The following is a 21,470-nucleotide window of genomic DNA, read 5'->3' on the forward strand; positions in this document are numbered from 1 at the left end:
TTGTATTGAAATGCCCCAACTGCATTTTTCGTCTATTAATGTTGCCAAATATACGATGCAACAAACGTTAAAGACTTCCTAACAAGTCACTTTTAGCTCACTTGTAGGAAAAACTCGTTGAACTGCACAAATTTGTTATTTTTCAGTAAGAAATATGTAGGAATAATCTATACGTATATATACGTATATAGCCTAAAACATTGGTATTTTAAGCCATTCTAATGTAGGAAATATTTATAGCCCTGCCGTGATTTGTAGCACTAAATTTTTATGAAAATTTAATTTTCAGTGTGTAGCTGTGTGTATTTATAACACACTTTTTATGTAAATATGTACTACATTTCTTACAGTTTGAATTAACACAATAATTGTAATAATCAATCTTTTATTACATACGATAAAAACATAGGTTCGGATTTTTTTTTAAGCAAAACAGAAACACGCCTATACCTTACTAATTAAAGTAGCAGGGTTACTTTATTTTCAACAGAAAATTTAAAATAATCCCTTATATACATAGTATATTTGCTTGCTTCTAAACAAATACTATGCTTCAAAAAGAAATAAATCGCCGAAAAACTTTCGGAATCATCTCACACCCCGATGCCGGGAAAACCACATTAACCGAAAAACTTTTATTGTTTGGAGGTGCAATACAGGAAGCCGGTGCCGTAAAAAGTAACAAGATAAAAAAAGGAGCTACGAGTGATTTTATGGAAATTGAACGGCAACGTGGGATTTCTGTAGCCACATCAGTCCTCGCTTTTGAATATGACGGAACGAAAATAAATATTCTCGATACTCCAGGTCACAAAGATTTCGCAGAAGATACATTTAGAACCTTAACAGCCGTAGATAGCGTAATTGTTGTAATAGATGTTGCAAAAGGTGTAGAAGAACAAACCGAAAAACTCGTGGAAGTATGCAGAATGCGAAATATCCCCATGATTGTCTTTATCAATAAACTAGATCGTGAAGGAAAAGATGCTTTCGAATTACTAGATGAAATAGAACAAAAACTACACCTACGAGTAACACCCCTTTCATTTCCTATTGGCATGGGATACGATTTTAAAGGTATTTATAATGTCTGGGAAAAAAATGTGAATCTTTTTAGTGGTGATAGTAGAAAAAATATAGAAGAAACAATAGAAATAGAAGATCTTACAAACCCCGAGCTCGATGAACTTATAGGAAGTAAGGCTGCGGAAACTTTACGAGATGAACTAGAGTTAGTATATGAGGTGTATCCAGACTTTAGTAGAGATGAATACTTGGAAGGCGCACTCCAACCTGTATTTTTTGGCTCTGCTCTAAATAATTTTGGGGTTCGAGAACTGTTAGACTGCTTTGTTGAAATAGCACCAAAGCCTAGACCTAAAGAAAGTAATACCCGCTTGGTAAAACCCGAAGAAAAAGAATTTTCTGGTTTTGTATTTAAAATACACGCCAATATGGATCCTAAGCACAGAGATAGACTGGCCTTTGTAAAAATTGTTTCTGGTACTTTTGAACGTAATACCCCCTATTTACATGTTCGCCACGGAAAAAAATTAAAATTCTCTAGCCCGAATGCCTTCTTCGCAGAAAAAAAACAAATTGTAGATGTTTCCTACCCTGGAGATATCGTAGGGCTTCATGATACAGGAAATTTCAAAATAGGCGACACACTTACACAAGGCGAAGAAATGCTTTATAAAGGTATTCCTAGTTTTTCTCCAGAGCATTTTAAGTACATTAACAACGCAGACCCCATGAAGAGCAAACAGCTTGAAAAGGGAATCGACCAACTTATGGACGAAGGGGTTGCACAACTATTTACATTAGAGCTCAACGGAAGAAAAGTAATTGGTACGGTTGGCGCACTACAATTTGAAGTAATTCAATATAGACTAGAACACGAATATGGCGCTAAATGTAGATATGAAAATTTAAATGTTCATAAAGCGTGCTGGGTACAACCTAAAGATCCAAAAAGTGCAGAATTTGCAGACTTTAAGAGAGTGAAATCTAAGTTTCTAGCCAAAGACAAAAAAGGACAATTAGTCTTTTTTGCCGACAGTGCGTTTACACTTCAAATGACACAGAGTAAATACCCAAATATTCAATTACACTTTGTTAGCGAATTTGAAAAAGTATCGAAACCTTAACAAATTCGCACCTTACATCTTATAAATAGATCGCCTGAATATCTAATCGATCACCATTTCCGAATATTGCTCTAAATGCAGCATCGGCAACAAGACCACCACCAAACGCAGCCCCTTGTAAGTGTATGCTGTGTGTTCCTGGCTCTAACATTATAGTCATAGAACGAGAGTTATATACATACCCAGTTGCCGCATCACAATTTACATTTGAATAAACAACACTTGTCATACCATACGATTTTGACGTATTTGCCGTAGTTCCATCTCCAAGGTAAAAATAGTTATGAGCCACTTTAGCTCTTCCATCATCAATTTTTGACGCGCCATCATACGATTGAAAGTCTACTGCCACATAATATGTAATAACAACCATTGCTCTTTGGCTAAGTGTAAAATTCTTTTGATACAATTCGGCAGAATTTAAACTTGAATTCAGTTGAGTTTGAACCACAACAGGTGTTGGTATGTTAGAATCTGAAGATATTTCGCCAGACAACATTCCAAGACCTAGCGTCCCATTTCTATCGGCCACAACGTTATACACAGAAGAACCTCCTAAATTATTGGCATTGTTAGAACTACTTAACCCATCTATTCGTATTAAACCTTGGCTTCCTGATACATGAAGTGCTTCTTGTGGATTTGTTGTACCAATTCCCACTTGAGCGTTAGCTATAAAGCTTGTAAGAACGCAAAGTAAACATAGTGTGATTATATTTTTCATAATGTTCAGTTATTAAAATTGAATAGTATTTTTTTATCTTGTTTTTAAAAATTGATTTAATTCTGTAAAGCGGGTGCATCTGCATTTCCTGAAGAACATTCACATCCCGTTCCCGGTCCCGATTCATATGTAATTGTTACTGTAGATCCATCGCACGTACTTGCGTTAGGAGCTGGTAGACAGACCGAATATTCAAAAACCACATCGCCTGTAAACCCAATACTTGGTGTATACGAATAACTTCCGTCTGAGTTGAAAGTGAAAGCTTCGCCTTCTGGCGTTGGAGCGCTTACCAATGAAAATGTAGACCCTTCAGGAATTGTATCTCCATATACACTACCGTTAAACTCCACATTCATACAACTTCCTTCTGTTCTCGGTACTGCATAGCGCTGAAGTATAAATAGTTTTCCATCACCATGATCCAAGGTCGCCGCTAATAAATCTACTCTTGTTATTACCGAACCAACAGGAGCCAAATCATCCAGCGAGAATATCGCGATACCAATCGTACCGTTATTTTCAACAACTCTTCCAGAGTTCCAATAGTCTACTCCCGCAGGAGGTGCATTTAATAACGGACCTGTTTGAGTTGAATTTGCACGAACAAAGGTGTCTCCTAAAAACTGCTCCGCCCCTCCGCCAACTGGAATTCCATACATTGCTATATAATAGCAATTATTTGCGTTTCTTTCTGAAATGGCAATAATACCACCATCGTTAGACGGGATTCCTGGGTTATAATAAAGAGATTGTAATTGAGCATCGGTAGTAGCTACATCTTCAAAATCACCACAGATATCTCGTCCATTCGGGTTTGCTTCAAAATAATGATTAAGGTTCTTGTCTTGAAAAGCAGCAAGAGCATCAACATCCCAATCAGCATTTGCACTACTGTTATTTTCTGTAGTACCATTTTTTAAAATTGAGTTAGGACCATGACCACTAGGACCAAGGCGCGTCATCGAATATGACGAAGGCACTGCAAAAGATTGAAACACTTCACTATCTATTGTAATAGAGCTTAATGTAGCAGAATCCTTAGGCACTGATTGCGTATCTTCCCATTGGAAGGTAACACCTGATGTTACAGAAGGAGCTTGAGTTTGCCCAATAATAGTGGTAGCAAAACAGCAACATATTAAAAATAAATACACCGTTAAAGATGGTGCCAACCGATTTGTAGGTACAGTTGTTTTCATAGGTATAAATTTGGGTTCAATTTTCAAGAACAACTAAACTAAGTTGCGGGGCTCTGAAAATCAGTCAAATATATACACGATTATTATTTTTCCTACAAGACAATTTCAATTATTCGATATTCTGTAATTTATACTCGTTAAAGTGCAGTTTTTTGCATAAAAAAACGATAAAATACACAAGTTATACCGTTCAAATTGTAAGAAAAAAGTTGGTTTATAGTGAAAAACGAAGGGAAATAGTAAGCATTTAGCTGCATTTTTGGTAGAAATAAAACAACCTGCTAAAATTTAGCAGGTTGTTTATATCATTTTTAAGCTTCTCCAGTGGGTCCAAAATTAATCGGTATAGCTGGTTGCTTATAATCTTTAATCTCTCCATGTTGTTGTTCAAACCTAGAAACATTATCGTGCATTGCCTTTAAAAAACGCTTTGCATGTTGCGGTGTAAGTACAATTCTGGATTTAACCTTGCTTTTAGGGACGCCAGGCATAATACTCACAAAATCTACTACAAACTCACTTTGCGAATGGTTAATAATAGCCAAGTTACTGTAGGTTCCTTGTGCTACTTCTTGGTCTAACTCTATATTAATTTGTCCTTGCTTCTGCTTATTTTCTTCTGCCATCGTAAACTTGTTTTTACCTCCATTCGAAAAAACGGAAGTCTATTAATATTAAATTTAAAACAAAATCCCGTGATGTGATGTCACGGGATTTTTACTATTTCAATTTGGTTACTAAACAACCAACATGTTAGCCTAGGCCAATATGTACATTAATTGTAATTCACCTCTTGTTTCTCTTGAGTCATTTCTTCGAACTCTTCTTTAGAACCTACAATAATAGTATCATAACGTCTCATACCTGTACCGGCAGGGATTCTATGTCCTACAATTACATTCTCTTTCAGTCCTTCTAATGTATCAACTTTACCACTTACAGCAGCTTCGTTTAATACCTTAGTAGTTTCCTGGAACGATGCCGCAGAAATGAACGACTTGGTCTGTAACGACGCTCTTGTAATTCCTTGAAGAATTGGTGTAGCAGTAGCATTTACCGCATCACGAGCTTCTGCCAAGGTTTTATCTGAACGACGCAAGATTGAATTTTCATCACGTAAATCACGAGATGTAATTATCTGACCTTCTTTAAGATTTTCTGAATCTCCAGCGTTTGTAACCACTTTCATTCCGAAAATTTTATCGTTTTCCTCAATAAAGTCGTACTTGTGTACCAATTGGTTCTCTAGGAATGTTGTATCTCCTGGATCAACAATTCGTACTTTACGCATCATTTGTCTTACAACAACCTCAAAGTGCTTATCGTTAATTTTCACACCCTGTAAACGGTATACTTCCTGAACTTCATTCACTAAGTATTGTTGTACCGCAGATGGGCCTTTAATACGTAAGATGTCTTCTGGAGTTATAGAACCATCAGACAATGGCATACCAGCACGAACATAATCGTTCTCCTGTACCAAAATCTGATTACTTAGCTTCACCAAATATTTCTTGATTTCACCAAGCTTAGACTCTACAATAATCTCACAGTTACCACGCTTAATTTTTCCGAAGGAAACAACACCGTCAATCTCACTTACTACAGCAGGATTAGAAGGGTTACGTGCTTCAAATAATTCGGTTACACGCGGAAGACCTCCCGTAATATCACCTGCTTTAGCAGATTTACGCGGAATCTTAACTAAGATCTTACCTATTTTAATCTTATCACCATCATCTACAGACAACAATGCCCCTACAGGAAGGTTGTACGAACGAATTACTTCGTCTTTCTTACCAATAATTTGTAGTGTTGGTATTTTTTTCTTGTCTCTAGATTCTGTAATTACCTTTTCTTGGAATCCGGTTTGTTCATCAATTTCTACAGAATAGGTAACTCCTTGCTCGATATTCTCGTATCTGATTTTACCTGCAAATTCTGAAATAATAACACCATTATATGGATCCCATTGACAAACTACATCGTCTTTCTTCAGTTTCTCGCCGTCTTTTACAAAAATGGTTGAACCGTAAGGAATAACATTTGTACTTAATGTAATACCCGTTTTCTCGTCTACTAATTTTAATTCCGAAGTACGCGAGATTACAATATCTACAGTTTTTCCATCTCCATCTTCACCTTTAACAGTTTTCAAGTCTTCGATTTCAGCTTTACCATCAAATTTAACGGTAAGCTTATTTTCTTCGGAAATGTTACCTGCAATACCACCCACGTGGAAGGTACGCAATGTTAACTGTGTTCCTGGTTCACCAATAGACTGAGCCGCTACAACACCTACAGCTTCTCCTCGTTGTACCATTTTATTGGTAGCAAGGTTACGCCCGTAACATTGAGAACAAATTCCTTTCTTAGCTTCACATGTTAAAGCAGAACGAACTTCTACAGACTCAATTGGTGAAGCATCTATTGTTTTGGCAATTGCCTCCGTAATATGATCTCCAGCGTGAACTAGTACTTCTTTTGTAAGTGGATTAACAACATCGTTTAACGACGTACGTCCTACCACACGAGCACCTAATTTCTCGACTACTTCTTCGTTCTTCTTCAATGCAGAAACTTCAATACCTCTAAGTGTACCACAATCTTCTGTATTAATAATCACATCCTGAGAAACATCTACCAAACGACGTGTTAAGTATCCTGCATCTGCCGTTTTTAATGCGGTATCTGCAAGTCCCTTACGTGCACCGTGCGTAGAAATAAAGTATTCAAGAATTGAAAGTCCTTCTTTAAAGTTAGAAAGAATCGGGTTTTCAATAATTTCACCTCCACCACTATTCGATTTTTTCGGTTTTGCCATCAAACCACGCATTCCTGTAAGCTGACGAATCTGTTCTTTAGATCCACGTGCTCCAGAATCAAGCATCATATACACCGAGTTAAACCCTTGTTGGTCTTCACGAATACGCTTCATTGATAGTTCAGTCAGCTCAGCGTTTGTTGCAGTCCAAATATCAATTACTTGGTTATAACGTTCGTTGTTCGTAATAAGACCCATATTATAGTTTCCTACAATACCATCTACCTGTGTATTTGCATCGTCAATCATTTGTTGCTTTTCTGGAGGGATAATAATATCCCCTAAGCTAAATGACAATCCACCTTCGAAGGCAAATTTATAACCAAGACTTTTAATTTCATCTAAAAATGCAGCTGTTACTGGAACACTTGTTACAGCTAAAATATCACCAATAATATCACGTAATGACTTCTTAGTTAATACTTCATTTATGTAACCTGCCTCTTCAGGAACCTGCTGGTTAAAGATTACACGACCAAGTGTAGTGGTAATAATTTGGTATACCAACTCACCTTCTTCGTTAAAATCTTTTGTTCTAATTTTTATTTCAGCATTTAAGTCTACTTGCTTTTCATTGTAAGCAATAATTGCTTCTTCGGCAGAGTAAAATGTTAATCCTTCTCCAACAACCTTCATCTCTGGGGTAGACTTTCTCAATTTGGTCATATAATATAGACCCAATACCATATCCTGAGATGGTACCGCTACTGGGCTACCATTTGCAGGGTTCAAAATATTGTGAGATGCTAGCATCAATAATTGACACTCTAAAATTGCCTCTGGCCCAAGTGGAAGGTGTACCGCCATCTGGTCACCATCAAAATCGGCGTTAAATACCGTACATACTAATGGGTGCAGTTGGATTGCTTTTCCTTCGATTAACTTAGGTTGGAATGCTTGAATTCCAAGTCTGTGTAAGGTAGGGGCCCGGTTAAGCATAACAGGGTGTCCTTTCAATACATTTTCAAGTATATCCCAAACAACAGGCTCTTTCTTATCTATAATTTTCTTTGCAGATTTAACGGTTTTTACAATTCCTCTTTCAATTAGTTTTCTAATTACAAAAGGCTTGTAAAGTTCTGCTGCCATATCTTTAGGGATACCGCACTCGTATAATTTTAATTCAGGTCCTACAACAATTACAGAACGCGCACTATAATCTACACGTTTACCTAATAGGTTCTGGCGGAAACGTCCTTGCTTTCCTTTTAAGGAATCTGAAAGGGATTTCAGCGGGCGGTTACTGTCTGTTTTTACTGCTGAAGATTTACGTGTATTGTCGAACAATGAATCTACAGATTCTTGCAACATACGCTTTTCATTTCGTAAAATAACCTCTGGCGCTTTAATTTCCATTAAGCGTTTTAGACGGTTGTTACGTATAATTACACGACGGTATAAATCATTTAAATCTGACGTTGCAAAACGACCTCCATCTAATGGTACTAACGGGCGTAATTCTGGTGGAATTACAGGCACCACTTTCATAATCATCCACTCTGGATTGTTTTCACGGTTTTTATTAGCATCGCGTAATGCTTCTACAACCTGAAGACGTTTTAGAGCTTCTGTCTTACGTTGCTTAGAAGTTTCGTTGTTTGCCTTGTGACGTAATTCAAAAGACAAGGTATCTAGATCGATACGTTGTAACAATTCAATTAAACACTCTGCTCCCATTTTTGCAAGAAACTTATTTGGATCGCTATCATCCAAGTATAAATTTTCTTGCGGAAGGCTGTCTAAAATTGTTAGGTATTCTTCTTCAGTAAGGAAGTCCATTTTCTGAACAGGCTCTCCTTCTTCATTCTTTGCAATACCTGGTTGTATAACTACGTATCTTTCGTAGTATATAATCATATCTAACTTCTTAGATGGCAATCCAAGAAGGTATCCAATTTTGTTTGGTAAACTACGGAAATACCAAATGTGTGCAACAGGAACAACTAAATTAATGTGTCCTACGCGATCACGACGTACTTTCTTTTCGGTTACCTCTACCCCACAACGGTCACAAACAATCCCTTTATAACGGATACGCTTGTATTTTCCACAAGCACATTCGTAATCCTTTACAGGACCAAAAATTCGCTCACAGAACAAACCGTCACGCTCTGGCTTGTGCGTTCGGTAGTTAATAGTTTCTGGTTTTAGCACTTCTCCACGAGACTCAGCCAATATAGATTCTGGTGATGCTAAACCAATAGAAATTTTATTAAATTTCTTTTGTTGTTGTTCGTTATTATTTCTTGCCATAATGCTGTATAATAATCATTGTTGTTATTGAAATGGAAACATATTTCAGTTTCCGAAGAAAACTACGAGTTCCCGCCGAAGCGGGAATTCATTATTCTTCTAATCTAATGTCCAGTCCGAGACCTTTCAATTCGTGCATTAACACGTTGAATGATTCTGGCAATCCTGGTTCTGGCATAGCTTCACCTTTTACGATACTCTCGTAAGTTTTAGCTCTACCAATTACATCATCAGATTTTACCGTCAATATTTCACGTAGGGTACTTGAAGCTCCATAAGCCTCTAATGCCCATACCTCCATCTCACCAAAACGTTGTCCACCAAATTGTGCTTTACCACCAAGTGGTTGTTGCGTAATTAATGAATAAGGTCCAATAGAACGTGCGTGCATCTTATCATCTACCATGTGTCCAAGTTTCAGCATGTAAATCACTCCAACTGTTGCTGGCTGATCGAAACGCTGTCCTGTTCCACCATCATATAAATAAGTATGCCCGTAACGAGGTATTCCCGCTTCATCTGTCAATTCATTAATTTCGTCAATCGTCGCTCCATCAAAAATTGGAGTCGCATACTTGCGTCCAAGTTTCTGACCAGCCCAACCAAGTACTGTTTCGTAAATCTGACCAATGTTCATACGAGAAGGTACCCCTAGCGGATTTAAAACAATATCTACTGGAGTTCCGTCTTCCAAGAAAGGCATATCTTCTTCACGAACAATACGTGCTACAATACCTTTGTTACCGTGACGTCCTGCCATTTTATCTCCTACTTTCAGCTTACGCTTCTTAGCGATATAAACTTTAGCAAGTTTTAAAATACCTGATGGAAGTTCGTCTCCAACAGAAATAGTAAACTTCTCACGACGTAAGTTACCTTGTAAGTCGTTTTCTTTAATACGGTAGTTGTGCATTAGATCACGAACCATTGCATTAGTTTCGTCATCTGTTGTCCAAACTCCTCCAACAAGGTGTGTATAATCGTCTACACCATTCAGCATTTTAAGTGTAAATTTCTTTCCTTTTGGGAAAACAACTTCACCTAAATCATTGGTTACACCTTGAGCAGTTTTACCTCCTACAATAGCGAATAGTTTTTCAACTAACACATCTTTTAGGGCATCAAACTTCGCATCGTACTGCACTTCTAATGCAGCGATGTCTTCTTTATCTTTAGCTCTTTTACGCTTATCTTTAATAGCACGAGCAAATAACTTCTTGTTAATTACTACACCGCGTAAAGATGGAGACGCTTTTAAAGAAGCATCTTTTACGTCACCTGCTTTATCACCAAAGATCGCACGAAGTAATTTTTCTTCTGGAGTAGGATCACTTTCCCCTTTTGGAGTAATCTTACCTATTAATATATCTCCAGGCTTTACTTCAGCTCCAACGCGAATCATACCGTTTTCATCAAGGTCTTTTGTTGCCTCTTCAGAAACATTAGGAATATCGTTTGTTAATTCTTCGTTTCCTAGTTTCGTATCACGTACTTCTAATGAATATTCATCAATATGAATAGACGTAAAGATATCGTCACGCACTACTTTTTCAGAAATCACAATCGCATCCTCAAAGTTATACCCTTTCCAAGGCATAAAGGCTACTTTCATGTTACGTCCAAGTGCAAGCTCTCCTTTTTCGGTAGCATAACCTTGGCATAAAACCTGTCCTTTAGAAACTCTGTCACCTCTGCTTACAATAGGCTTCAAGTTAATAGAAGTACTTTGGTTTGTTTTTCTAAATTTAACTAGTTGATATGTTTTTGAATCTCCATCAAAACTTACCATACGCGCTTCTTCGGTACGGTCGTATTTAATAGTTATTTCATTTGCATCTACATATTCTACAACCCCATCACCTTCAGCATTAATCAATACACGCGAGTCACTAGCAACCTGACGTTCAAGTCCGGTTCCTACAATTGGAGAATCTGCAAGCAGTAAAGGTACCGCCTGACGCATCATGTTAGATCCCATCAAGGCACGGTTTGCATCATCATGTTCTAAGAACGGAATCAACGATGCCGAAATAGATGAAATCTGATTAGGCGCAACATCGGCATAATTCACGGTGGTAGGATCTACAACTGGGAAGTCACCTTCCATACGTGCAATTACACGATCACTGTCTATCTTTCCGTCTTTAGCTAACGGAATGTTAGCCTGCGCGATTAATTGTCCTTCCTCTTCTTCAGCAGAAAGGTATTGTGGCTCAGTTTTGAAATCTATTTTACCATCATCAACCTTACGATAAGGTGTTTCAATAAATCCTAAGTTATTCACTTTTGCATATACCGAAAGTGAAGAAATAAGACCAATGTTTGGTCCTTCAGGAGTTTCAATCGGACAAAGTCTTCCGTAATGTGTATAGTGAACATCACGAACCTCAAATCCAGCACGCTCTCTTGATAAACCTCCAGGCCCTAATGCAGAAAGACGACGCTTATGCGTAATCTCTGCCAGCGGGTTAGTTTGGTCCATAAACTGAGACAGCTGGTTGGTTCCAAAGAATGAATTAATAACCGAAGATAAGGTCTTCGCATTAATCAAATCTATAGGAGTAAATACTTCATTATCACGAACATTCATACGTTCGCGAATAGTTCTTGCCATACGAGCAAGACCTACTCCAAACTGAGAAGATAGTTGTTCACCAACAGTACGTACACGACGATTCGATAAGTGATCAATATCATCAATCTCTGCTTTCGAGTTAATTAACTCAATAAGATATTTTACAATAGTAATGATATCTAACTTGGTCAAGACTTGCTTGTCCATTTCGATATCTAATTGTAATTTTTTGTTCATACGGTAACGACCTACCTCTCCTAAGTTGTATCTCTGATCTGAGAAGAACAACTTATTGATGATACCACGAGCGGTTTCTTCATCTGGCGGTTCAGCGTTACGCAATTGTCTGTAGATGTGTTCTACCGCCTCTTTTTCTGAGTTGGTTGGATCTTTTTGTAAGGTATTGTGGATAATAGCATAATCTGCTTGCTGATTATCTTCCTTGTGCAATAAGATAGTTTTTGAACCTGAATCTAGAATTTCTTCGATGTGTTCTTTTTCAAGAACAGTATCACGATCTAAGACTATTTCATTACGTTCAATAGATACAACTTCACCTGTATCTTCATCTACGAAATCTTCGTGCCATGTTTTAAGCACACGGGCAGCCAATTTACGGCCTAAATATTTTTTAAGTCCTGTTTTAGAAGCTTTCACCTCTTCAGCAAGGTCGAAAATTTCAAGGATATCCTTATCTCTTTCAAACCCAATTGCGCGGAAAAGCGTTGTAACAGGTAACTTTTTCTTTCTATCGATATATGCGTACATAACGCTATTGATATCGGTAGCAAACTCAATCCATGATCCTTTAAAAGGAATTACACGTGCTGAATAAAGTTTTGTTCCATTTGCGTGGAACGACTGTCCAAAGAATACACCAGGTGAACGGTGTAACTGAGAAACTACCACACGTTCTGCACCATTGATACAGAATGTTCCAGATGGTGTCATATAAGGGATAGTCCCTAAGTACACATCTTGTACGATGGTTTCAAAATCTTCATGTTCATCATCTGTACAGTATAATTTTAGGCGTGCCTTTAAAGGTACACTATAAGTAAGACCACGCTCTATACACTCTTGAATCGAGTATCTAGGTGGATCTACGAAATAATCTAAAAATTCTAGTACGAATTGATTACGGGTGTCTGTAATCGGGAAATTCTCTAAGAAGGTTTTGTATAACCCTTCTTGACCTCTTTCTTCTGACTTGGTTTCCAACTGGAAAAAATCCTGAAAGGATTTGATCTGTATGTCCAAAAAGTCCGGATAATCCGGCTTGTTCTGTACAGAGGAAAAATTCAATCTTTCAGTTTGCGTTGCTGACATCTATGGACGGAATTTTAATTAAAATTATAGGTGTGCGCGTATACTTATTATATCTCACCTTTATATACGCAAAATGGTTTAGGTCTTTCTGGGCAATCCAGAAGACCTAAACCTTAAGGTTTGAAGTGTGGTTAGCTTACTTAAGCTCAACCTCTGCTCCAGCTTCTTCTAATTGAGCTTTAAGTGCTTCAGCTTCGTCTTTAGATACACCTTCTTTAATTGGAGAAGGAGCATTGTCTACTAATGCTTTTGCATCTTTAAGACCAGCACCAGTTAATTCTTTAACTAGTTTTACTACTGCAAGTTTTGAACCTCCAGCGGCTGTAAGAATTACGTCGAATTCTGATTGCTCTTCAGCAGCGTCACCACCACCAGCACCACCACCAGCAGCAACAGCTACAGCTGCAGCAGCAGGCTCGATACCATACTCATCTTTTAATATAGTAGCTAATTCATTAACCTCTTTTACGGTTAGATTAACTAATTGTTCTGCGAAATCTTTTAAATCTGCCATTTTCTATCGTTTTTAAAAATTGTAATTTATATTTATGTACTTAGTGCTTAATTTATTACCCTTCTTTTTCAGAAAGGGTTTTTACAATACCTGCAAGGGTACCACCGCTACTCTTAAGAGCAGAGATAACATTCTTAGCAGGAGATTGAAGTAATCCTATGATTTCTCCAATAAGTTCTTCTCTAGACTTAATGTCTACAAGAGCATCTAATTGATCATCTCCTACATAGATTGCTTCTTCAATGAAAGCTCCTTTCAATAAAGGCTTATCAGATTTTTTTCTGAACTCTTTAATTACTTTCGCAGGCGCGTTGCTTGCTTCTGATACCATTAAAGAGGTGTTTCCTTTAAGTACTTCAGTTAATTCACCAAAGTCTTTTTCTGAGGCTTCCATTGCCTTTGCTAGCAATGTATTTTTTACCACGTTTAACTTTACTCCCGCTTTAAAACAAGCACGACGTAAGTTTGAGGTAGTTCCTGCATCCAATCCTGAAATATCTGCTAAATAAATAGTAGCATTTTCAGACAACTGTGCAGTCAACGTTTCGATTACTTGTGATTTTTCTTCTCTAGTCATATCTTCAGTGTTTACTGCTCAGTAAATCTTTTAGTATCAATTGCAACTGAAGGAGACATTGTAGAAGACATATAAATGCTTTCTATATACACTCCCTTAGAGGCTTGAGGCTTCAGTTTTACCAATGTGGTTAATAATTCTCTTGCGTTTCCTGCAATTTTCTCAGCATCGAAAGACGCTTTTCCAATAGCAGCGTGAACAATACCTGTCTTATCAACTTTAAAGTCAATTTTACCAGCTTTCACGTCTGAAACAGCTTTAGCAACGTCCATCGTTACAGTACCTGTCTTAGGGTTAGGCATTAAGCCACGAGGACCTAATACACGTCCTAAAGGACCTAATTTACCCATTACACTAGGCATTGTTACAATTACGTCAACATCTGTCCAACCTCCTTTAATTTTATCGAGGTACTCATCTAATCCCACGTAATCTGCGCCAGCTTCTGTAGCTTCGGCTTCCTTATCTGGAGTAACCAATGCTAACACCTTTACATCTTTACCTGTACCATGTGGTAAGGTAACAACACCACGTACCATTTGATTCGCTTTACGTGGATCCACGTTTAAACGAACCGCTAGGTCTACAGAGGCATCAAAATTTACGTTGGTGATATCTTTAATTAAAGCAGAAGCTTCAGCAACGGAATACGACTTGTCTTCCACTTTCTGAACAGCTTCCTTTTGCTTTTTTGTTAATCTTGCCATTTTATAGATTCTTTTTTGGATTAAAAAGGAGCAGCTCCTTTTACTTTAACTCCCATAGATCTTGCAGTACCTGCTACCATTTTCATGGCAGACTCAACGGTAAATGCGTTAAGATCTGGCATTTTGTCTTCTGCAATCGCCTTTACTTGATCCCAAGTGATGGTTGCTACTTTATTGATGTGTGGTTCACCAGAGCCTTTTTTAGCTTTGGCAGCCTCAAGAATTTGCACTGCAGCAGGTGGTGTCTTAATAACAAAGTCGAAAGACTTGTCTTTATACACCGTAATCTGTACAGGCAATACTTTTCCTTGCTTATCCTGGGTTCTTCCGTTAAATTGCTTACAGAATTCCATGATATTCACACCGGCAGCACCCAATGCTGGTCCAACTGGTGGAGACGGGTTTGCCGCTCCTCCGCGAACTTGCAGTTTTACTACTTTATCTACTTCTTTTGCCATTGTTTAAGTTTAATAATTCGGTTTTTCAAAAGTGGAAGCCTAAGAAAAAACCTATTTATAGCGTGTAACAATTATACTTTTTCTACTTGCATATAGCTAAGCTCTAGTGGCGTTTTTCTTCCGAAAATTTTCACCATTACTTCTAGCTTACGCTTTTCTTCGTTTATTTTTTCAACAGTTCCATTGAAACCATTAAAAGGACCGTCAATTACCTTAACGGTTTCGCCTATGATATACGGAATGTTTACATTATCATCTTGAACTGATAGTTCATCTACCTTACCTAACAATCTGTTTACCTCAGCTTGTCTTAACGGCACTGGGTCTCCCCCTTTAGTTTCACCAAGAAAACCAATAACACCATTAATTGACTTTATAATATGTGGAATTTCTCCCGCTAAACTCGCCTGAATCATAATATATCCAGGAAAATAAACACGTTCTTTATTTGTTTTCTTTCCGTTGCGAATTTGCACTACCTTCTCGGTAGGAACAAGAACTTGATCTATATAGTCTTGTAAATCTAATCGTGTAATCTCACTTTCGATATACGACTTAATCTTATTCTCCTGCCCGCTTACAGAACGAACCACGTACCACTTTTTTGTACTCTTTGTTTCAGTCATCATTACGACTTAATCCAGTTAAAATATTGCTCAATAACGCTGCTGAAAACTTGATCAACACCAAATACCGCCAAGGCAAGTATCACAGAAAACACAGCTACTATTACTGTTAATTTTTGTGCCTCACCCCATTCTGGCCAAGATACATGGTTTCTCAACTCGTTATAAGATTCTTTAATATAGTTTACCATTGTAATGGGTTTTATATTTTGTATGAAGCTACGCTTCAAAATAAGCACGGGTTGAGAGACTCGAACTCACGACACCTGGTTTTGGAGACCAGTGCTCTACCAACTGAGCTAAACCCGTATTGGGCTTTTAACAGGTACCTACAAAACTACCCTTAACCCCGTTATAAAAGTCAAGGCGTCCACCTCTTAGGCGGACACCTTTCCTTTTATATATATACTAAATTAGTCTAAAATTTCAGTAACCTGACCGGCACCTACTGTTCTACCACCCTCACGGATTGCAAAACGAAGACCAACATTCATTGCGATTGGCTGAATAAGCTCAACATGAATTGTTAAGTTATCTCCAGGCATCACCATCTCTACTCCGTCAGGAAGACTAATGTTTCCTGTTACGTCTGTTGTACGTACGTAAAACTGTGGACGGTAATTGTTGTGGAATGGAGTGTGACGTCCACCTTCTTCTTTCTTAAGAACGTAAACCTCAGCTTTAAACTTAGCGTGTGGAGTTACAGATCCAGGCTTAGTAATTACCATACCTCTAGAAATCTGAGTTTTCTCAATACCTCTTAAAAGAATACCAGCGTTATCTCCAGCCTCTCCTCTATCAAGGATTTGACGGAACATTTCAATACCAGTAATTGTAGAAGTTAATTTCTCAGCTCCCATACCAATGATCTCAACTGGATCTCCAGTATTTGCAATTCCAGTTTCGATACGACCTGTAGCAACAGTACCACGACCAGTAATTGAGAATACATCTTCAATAGGCATTAAGAAAGGCTTGTCAATCTCACGAAGTGGCTCTTCGATCCAAGAATCTACTGCTTCCATTAATTCTAAAACAGTATCAACCCATTTTTGCTCACCATTTAATGCACCAAGTGCAGAACCAGCGATTACAGGACCATTATCACCATCATACTCGTAGAAAGAAAGTAAATCTCTAATTTCCATCTCTACTAACTCAAGTAATTCCTCATCATCAACCATATCCACTTTATTCATGAATACAACGATACGTGGAATACCTACCTGACGTCCTAAAAGGATATGCTCACGTGTTTGTGGCATTGGACCATCTGTAGCGGCAACCACCAAGATAGCACCGTCCATTTGTGCAGCACCAGTAACCATGTTCTTTACGTAATCGGCGTGACCTGGACAGTCAACGTGTGCGTAGTGACGGTTAGCAGTTGCGTACTCAACGTGTGAAGAGTTAATTGTAATACCTCTTTCCTTTTCTTCAGGAGCGTTATCAATCTGGTCAAAAGCAGAAGCTTCTGAATAACCAGCATCTGCCAATACCTTAGTAATTGCAGCAGTTAACGTTGTTTTACCGTGATCTACGTGTCCAATAGTACCTACGTTTAAGTGGGGTTTCGACCGATCGTATGTTTCTTTTGCCATTTTGTATTAATTTAATTCTTAGTTATATATTAGTGTTCAATTATCTGTTATGTTGAGCCAATGATGAGATTTGAACTCATGACCTCTTCCTTACCAAGGAAACGCTCTACCCCTGAGCTACACCGGCGTAAAGTGTTTATTTCTTTAACCCCCAAAAGCCTCAAAGAGGCATTTATTTTAAGAAAAAGAACTTGTCCCTAAAGACAACTATAGAGCGGGAGACCAGGTTCGAACTGGCGACATTCAGCTTGGAAGGCTGACGCTCTACCAACTGAGCTACTCCCGCGTTTATTATAGCAACATGTACTATAAATGGTATTCAATATTTCAAAACTTCAGAAGTTACCTCCTGAAATCGGGGTGCAAAGGTATTAAAAATATAATCACTTTACAACCTTTTTTAAGATTACCTCCTTTCGTTAGACAACCTTAGTGGGGAGAGCAGGATTCGAACCTGCGAAGACGTAGTCAGCAGATTTACAGTCTGCCCTCGTTGGCCGCTTGAGTATCTCCCCGGACCTTTAAAAACTCTACACTTAAAAAGTTTTGAATTTCTAAATAATTATTTCAAAAAGAACGTTTCTTTTTAGAGCCGATGGAGGGACTCGAACCCACGACCTGCTGATTACAAATCAGCTGCTCTAGCCAGCTGAGCTACATCGGCTTTTTAGTACTTTTTTAAGTGAAAATTTCAGCATAAAAAAGTCCGCTATTTCTAACGGACTGCAAATGTATATAATTTATTTTTTCCACAAAACTTTTTCTAAGAAAAAATTAAGCGTGTGCACGTTGTTTTTGCTTTCTTTTTTTCAATTGTCGCCCTAACGATTGTACACATTCATCTATTGCTGCTTCAAAAGTTTTTGATTCTTTCTTGCAAATCAGGTCACTACCTGGAACACTAAGCATAACTTCAGTGATTTTATTTTCTTTTTCACTTGTCTTTTGAACTTTTAAAAAAACATCGGCGTACACAATTTTATCATAAAATTGTTCCAACTTACTTAGTCGTTTTTCAATAAATTCTAGCAGACTAGCATCTGCTGCAAAATTTGGAGCTTGCACATTTACCTTCATACATAAAAATTTTAAGGTTACTATTACTTTGTGTTTCGCGGATGGCTCTTCCTGTACACTTGCTTTAACTGCGCAATACTATTATGCGTATACACTTGTGTTGAAGCGAGACTAGAATGCCCTAGTAATTCTTTTACCGCATTTAAATCTGCGCCTTCATTTAAAAGATGCGTTGCAAACGAATGCCGCAGGATGTGCGGACTCTTTTTCACCTTTTCAGACGCTTTACTAAAATAATTATTTATCACCCGATACACAAGCGTTTCATAAATTTTAACGCCCTTAGAAGAGAGTAATAGATATTCCGAATCTGTTATTATTTGTAAAGCATTGCGTTCTTTCATATATAGATCCAACGTTTTGCTTACGGCATTTAACATAGGGATGATGCGCTCCTTATTTCGCTTACCAAGCACCTTAATAGTTTTTTGAGCTACATTTAAATCGTTTAACTTTAATTGCACCAACTCTGCTCTTCGCATACCAGTAGAATAAAACAGCTCTACAATTAATTTATTTCGCAAACCTTCAAAACCTTCTTCTTCATCTAAAAGCTCTAAAACTGTTGTTATCTCTTTTTCGGAAAAAGGTACTTGTAATTTTTTTGCAACTTTTAGCGCTTTGTGCTGAGCCAAAGGAGTGACTTCAATTTGTTTAGTTTTCAGCAGAAATTTGTAATACGTTCTTAAAGAGGAAATTTTCCTGTTAATACTTCTGTTTGAAATACCAGAAGCAACCAAAGACACAATCCAACTTCTAATAACCCCATAGTTTACGTCAATTACATTTTCATATTGATATTCTGAAACAGCAAAGTCTAAAAATGCCTCTAAATCTTTTCTATACGCAGTTACAGTATGTTGAGAATATTTTTTCTCATAGCACAAATAATCAATGAATGTTGTAAAAGGCATTTGAGATTAGACAATAGGGATTAGAAATTAAAGATAGGCAATTTTGACCATTGTAAGACAGAACAGCAGAATACTCGCCATGCTTTAATCACGAAAAATTACTCACAAAAAAATCCGTTGAACGAAATGCTCAACGGATTTATATGTAATTGGAAAATAATCTCGCTTTCGCGGAAAGCTTAAATTTCTTCCTGATCTCTTAGATTCTGAATATACTGGGCCTTTTGTATCTGGGCTCTTCTTTTAACTGAAGGCTTCGTAAACTGTTGTCTAGCACGTAGCTGACGCATTGTTCCTGTACGGTCAAACTTACGCTTGAAACGCTTTAGGGCTCTATCGATATTCTCTCCGTCTTTAACTGGTATAATTAACATAGTGTCATCACCTCCTCTCTTTTGGACGGCAAATATAAAATTAATTTTAGACCTACGATGTACGAATTGCGATTTTATTTATTGAAATAAACAACTTCTCAAAATTGCGAAAACACACCTCTTAAATTCCTTACTGCTTAAACAATGAAGCTCGCTTGCTTAAATCCTGGATTAGCTTTTCTTCTTCTTCACTTTCTAATAAAACATTATAGTTTTTCCAGAATTCCTCATTGTAAGGGCGTGGCGAGAAAATATCTTCAGACCATTCTTTTTGCAGCTCCTGCGCAATAACAGTGGAGTCTTGTATAACCTCTGTAAAAATAATTTCTTGTATAGTATTGTAATACCGTTCATCCTTATTCTCGTTATACGCTTCTCTACCTTCAACAAACTGATCTGAAGAACGGTCTCCAATATTCACCAATTTTGGCGTCTCGTAGTAAATGTAATTAGGGTACATTTTACCTTGATATTCTCTATAATTAATAACCAGCTTATGATTTAATAATGTGCCAAATAAACTCTTACTTCTGCTCTTTTGTTCTTTAGAAGCCGCTACAAGCTCATATTCTACCTTTTTAAAGGCATAGGTGTCCCAGTAGATATATAACCATCCTCTTGCTTCAAAGCCCTCGTTAAACATGCCTGGCGTATTTAGCCCTACATATTCTTTACCTTTTGAAATTTCAATTTTATAGAGTTTTCTATCATTTTCAACAAGCACAGTGTCTAATCTAAATTGATGTTTTTCTAACATATCTTCCCCGAAAAGCGCTTTAGTACCGTTCGCATTTCGAATCATGTTTAGTTTTCCTTTAAATAGATTTTCTAAACCATTTACACGTTCGTCATTCCAGCGTATCGCTTTTACCAACGACGCTGTTTTTATAGTATCTCTTCTTAAATTCTTAGCTCGTAATTTCTTGTTGTTGGTACGTTTCTTCAAATATGCCGTATAGGCGTACAAACTATCCACATCGCGCAAATCGTAACTTTTTCGATTTTCATCAATGTTTATCTTTAAAAAGTTTTTCGCTCCTGCCGCATAGCTCGAGTCGTATAAGGTTAAGGCGCTTTCGATAAGCCATTTATATTCTAGCTTATTTCGCTCTTTATGTCGTAAAAAACCTTTTTGCAGATACGCGTACTCTGGCAAATTATCTTCCAGTTCTTCTATGGCGCGTAGCACAATATCATTTCCTGTTTTTGGTCGTGTTTCTGCAACAATAAGCACCTCATCTAGAGAAGCAACATCTTCTTCTAGGTAGATATCCATACTACCATCAAATTCTGAAACAACCGATTTAAAACTCCGGTATCCAATAGAAGAAACCACCAGTGTATCGTTTGCAAATTTTCTAGGTACTGAGAGTACAAACTTCCCATCAGAGTTACTAACTACCCCAATCGTGGTACCTTTCACATAAATACTTGCATTTTCAATAGGCATCAATGTACCAAAATCAACAATTTTGTTTTTGATTTCAATTTGTGCTGTTGCAGCATAACTGAAAAAAACTAAGATAAAACTGAATGCAAGGTAGTATTTGAAATTTCTCATGTAA

Annotated in this window: 17 protein-coding genes and 5 tRNA genes; 1 reads left to right on the forward strand and 21 read right to left on the reverse strand. The window is 37.5% G+C overall.

Features of this window, described 5'->3' with window-relative positions; translation table 11 throughout:
* Positions 1 to 548 precede the first annotated feature (548 nt).
* On the forward strand, positions 549 to 2,150 hold the full coding sequence (locus G5B37_RS05515; RefSeq protein WP_164679068.1) for a peptide chain release factor 3: 1,602 nt from the start codon (positions 549 to 551) through the stop codon (positions 2,148 to 2,150).
* A gap of 19 nt (positions 2,151 to 2,169) precedes the next feature.
* Here G5B37_RS05515 and G5B37_RS05520 read toward each other — a convergent pair whose 3' ends face one another.
* The 21 genes from G5B37_RS05520 to G5B37_RS05620 form a co-directional block, all read right to left on the reverse strand.
* Complete coding sequence (locus G5B37_RS05520; protein WP_164679069.1) at positions 2,170 to 2,874, reverse strand: hypothetical protein; 705 nt, start codon at positions 2,872 to 2,874, stop codon at positions 2,170 to 2,172.
* A 56-nt stretch (positions 2,875 to 2,930) separates the two neighbouring features.
* Positions 2,931 to 4,076, reverse strand: coding sequence for an Ig-like domain-containing protein (locus tag G5B37_RS05525; RefSeq protein ID WP_164679070.1), 1,146 nt, complete (start codon positions 4,074 to 4,076; stop codon positions 2,931 to 2,933).
* A gap of 311 nt (positions 4,077 to 4,387) precedes the next feature.
* Positions 4,388 to 4,702, reverse strand: a complete 315-nt coding sequence (locus tag G5B37_RS05530) for a DUF3467 domain-containing protein (protein ID WP_164679071.1) — start codon at positions 4,700 to 4,702, stop codon at positions 4,388 to 4,390.
* Between the two features lie 149 nt (positions 4,703 to 4,851).
* Complete coding sequence (gene rpoC / locus G5B37_RS05535) at positions 4,852 to 9,153, reverse strand: DNA-directed RNA polymerase subunit beta' (protein WP_164679072.1); 4,302 nt, start codon at positions 9,151 to 9,153, stop codon at positions 4,852 to 4,854.
* A gap of 91 nt (positions 9,154 to 9,244) precedes the next feature.
* A complete protein-coding gene (rpoB, locus tag G5B37_RS05540) occupies positions 9,245 to 13,057 on the reverse strand; it encodes a DNA-directed RNA polymerase subunit beta (protein ID WP_164679073.1) in 3,813 nt (1,270 codons plus the stop codon).
* A 136-nt stretch (positions 13,058 to 13,193) separates the two neighbouring features.
* Positions 13,194 to 13,571 carry a 50S ribosomal protein L7/L12 gene (rplL, locus tag G5B37_RS05545; RefSeq protein WP_164679074.1) on the reverse strand — a complete coding sequence of 126 codons (378 nt, stop codon included), beginning with the start codon at positions 13,569 to 13,571 and terminating at the stop codon, positions 13,194 to 13,196.
* Positions 13,572 to 13,626: 55 nt separating this feature from the next.
* Positions 13,627 to 14,148 (reverse strand): 50S ribosomal protein L10, encoded by a 522-nt coding sequence (gene rplJ, locus G5B37_RS05550; protein WP_164679075.1) that lies wholly within the window; start codon positions 14,146 to 14,148, stop codon positions 13,627 to 13,629.
* A gap of 11 nt (positions 14,149 to 14,159) precedes the next feature.
* Positions 14,160 to 14,855, reverse strand: coding sequence for a 50S ribosomal protein L1 (rplA, locus tag G5B37_RS05555; protein ID WP_164679076.1), 696 nt, complete (start codon positions 14,853 to 14,855; stop codon positions 14,160 to 14,162).
* A gap of 20 nt (positions 14,856 to 14,875) precedes the next feature.
* Positions 14,876 to 15,313, reverse strand: a complete 438-nt coding sequence (gene rplK, locus G5B37_RS05560) for a 50S ribosomal protein L11 (RefSeq protein ID WP_164679077.1) — start codon at positions 15,311 to 15,313, stop codon at positions 14,876 to 14,878.
* 71 nt (positions 15,314 to 15,384) lie between these two features.
* Complete coding sequence (gene nusG / locus G5B37_RS05565) at positions 15,385 to 15,939, reverse strand: transcription termination/antitermination protein NusG (RefSeq protein WP_164680888.1); 555 nt, start codon at positions 15,937 to 15,939, stop codon at positions 15,385 to 15,387.
* Between the two features lie 2 nt (positions 15,940 to 15,941).
* The gene (gene secE / locus G5B37_RS05570) at positions 15,942 to 16,130 is read right to left on the reverse strand and encodes a preprotein translocase subunit SecE (protein ID WP_164679078.1); all 189 of its coding nucleotides are present in this window, start codon (positions 16,128 to 16,130) and stop codon (positions 15,942 to 15,944) included.
* Positions 16,131 to 16,175: 45 nt separating this feature from the next.
* A tRNA-Trp gene (locus tag G5B37_RS05575) sits at positions 16,176 to 16,248 on the reverse strand.
* A gap of 104 nt (positions 16,249 to 16,352) precedes the next feature.
* Positions 16,353 to 17,540 (reverse strand): elongation factor Tu, encoded by a 1,188-nt coding sequence (tuf, locus tag G5B37_RS05580; RefSeq protein ID WP_164679079.1) that lies wholly within the window; start codon positions 17,538 to 17,540, stop codon positions 16,353 to 16,355.
* 55 nt (positions 17,541 to 17,595) lie between these two features.
* A tRNA-Thr gene (locus G5B37_RS05585) sits at positions 17,596 to 17,667 on the reverse strand.
* Between the two features lie 86 nt (positions 17,668 to 17,753).
* Positions 17,754 to 17,826: transfer RNA gene (locus tag G5B37_RS05590), tRNA-Gly, on the reverse strand.
* A 147-nt stretch (positions 17,827 to 17,973) separates the two neighbouring features.
* A tRNA-Tyr gene (locus tag G5B37_RS05595) sits at positions 17,974 to 18,055 on the reverse strand.
* Between the two features lie 75 nt (positions 18,056 to 18,130).
* Positions 18,131 to 18,204: transfer RNA gene (locus G5B37_RS05600), tRNA-Thr, on the reverse strand.
* A 110-nt stretch (positions 18,205 to 18,314) separates the two neighbouring features.
* Complete coding sequence (gene hpf, locus G5B37_RS05605; protein WP_164679080.1) at positions 18,315 to 18,617, reverse strand: ribosome hibernation-promoting factor, HPF/YfiA family; 303 nt, start codon at positions 18,615 to 18,617, stop codon at positions 18,315 to 18,317.
* 23 nt (positions 18,618 to 18,640) lie between these two features.
* Positions 18,641 to 19,531, reverse strand: a complete 891-nt coding sequence (locus G5B37_RS05610; RefSeq protein WP_164679081.1) for a tyrosine-type recombinase/integrase — start codon at positions 19,529 to 19,531, stop codon at positions 18,641 to 18,643.
* Between the two features lie 179 nt (positions 19,532 to 19,710).
* Positions 19,711 to 19,905, reverse strand: coding sequence for a 30S ribosomal protein S21 (gene rpsU, locus G5B37_RS05615; protein ID WP_164679082.1), 195 nt, complete (start codon positions 19,903 to 19,905; stop codon positions 19,711 to 19,713).
* A 130-nt stretch (positions 19,906 to 20,035) separates the two neighbouring features.
* Positions 20,036 to 21,466: a carboxypeptidase-like regulatory domain-containing protein gene (locus tag G5B37_RS05620; protein WP_164679083.1), complete on the reverse strand. Its 1,431-nt coding sequence runs from the start codon at positions 21,464 to 21,466 to the stop codon at positions 20,036 to 20,038.
* Positions 21,467 to 21,470 lie beyond the last annotated feature (4 nt).

Origin of the sequence: Rasiella rasia (assembly GCF_011044175.1) — a bacterium.
In the GTDB taxonomy this organism is placed as follows: Bacteria; Bacteroidota; Bacteroidia; order Flavobacteriales; family Flavobacteriaceae; genus Marinirhabdus; species Marinirhabdus rasia.

Coding starts and splice junctions, on each gene's coding strand:
- G5B37_RS05515 (WP_164679068.1), top strand. CDS start 549: ATGCTTCAAAAAGAAATAAATCGCCGAAAAACTTTCGGAATCATCTCA.
- G5B37_RS05520 (WP_164679069.1), bottom strand. CDS start 2,874: ATGAAAAATATAATCACACTATGTTTACTTTGCGTTCTTACAAGCTTT.
- G5B37_RS05525 (WP_164679070.1), bottom strand. CDS start 4,076: ATGAAAACAACTGTACCTACAAATCGGTTGGCACCATCTTTAACGGTG.
- G5B37_RS05530 (WP_164679071.1), bottom strand. CDS start 4,702: ATGGCAGAAGAAAATAAGCAGAAGCAAGGACAAATTAATATAGAGTTA.
- rpoC (WP_164679072.1), bottom strand. CDS start 9,153: ATGGCAAGAAATAATAACGAACAACAACAAAAGAAATTTAATAAAATT.
- rpoB (WP_164679073.1), bottom strand. CDS start 13,057: ATGTCAGCAACGCAAACTGAAAGATTGAATTTTTCCTCTGTACAGAAC.
- rplL (WP_164679074.1), bottom strand. CDS start 13,571: ATGGCAGATTTAAAAGATTTCGCAGAACAATTAGTTAATCTAACCGTA.
- rplJ (WP_164679075.1), bottom strand. CDS start 14,148: ATGACTAGAGAAGAAAAATCACAAGTAATCGAAACGTTGACTGCACAG.
- rplA (WP_164679076.1), bottom strand. CDS start 14,855: ATGGCAAGATTAACAAAAAAGCAAAAGGAAGCTGTTCAGAAAGTGGAA.
- rplK (WP_164679077.1), bottom strand. CDS start 15,313: ATGGCAAAAGAAGTAGATAAAGTAGTAAAACTGCAAGTTCGCGGAGGA.
- nusG (WP_164680888.1), bottom strand. CDS start 15,939: ATGACTGAAACAAAGAGTACAAAAAAGTGGTACGTGGTTCGTTCTGTA.
- secE (WP_164679078.1), bottom strand. CDS start 16,130: ATGGTAAACTATATTAAAGAATCTTATAACGAGTTGAGAAACCATGTA.
- tuf (WP_164679079.1), bottom strand. CDS start 17,540: ATGGCAAAAGAAACATACGATCGGTCGAAACCCCACTTAAACGTAGGT.
- hpf (WP_164679080.1), bottom strand. CDS start 18,617: ATGAAGGTAAATGTGCAAGCTCCAAATTTTGCAGCAGATGCTAGTCTG.
- G5B37_RS05610 (WP_164679081.1), bottom strand. CDS start 19,531: ATGCCTTTTACAACATTCATTGATTATTTGTGCTATGAGAAAAAATAT.
- rpsU (WP_164679082.1), bottom strand. CDS start 19,905: ATGTTAATTATACCAGTTAAAGACGGAGAGAATATCGATAGAGCCCTA.
- G5B37_RS05620 (WP_164679083.1), bottom strand. CDS start 21,466: ATGAGAAATTTCAAATACTACCTTGCATTCAGTTTTATCTTAGTTTTT.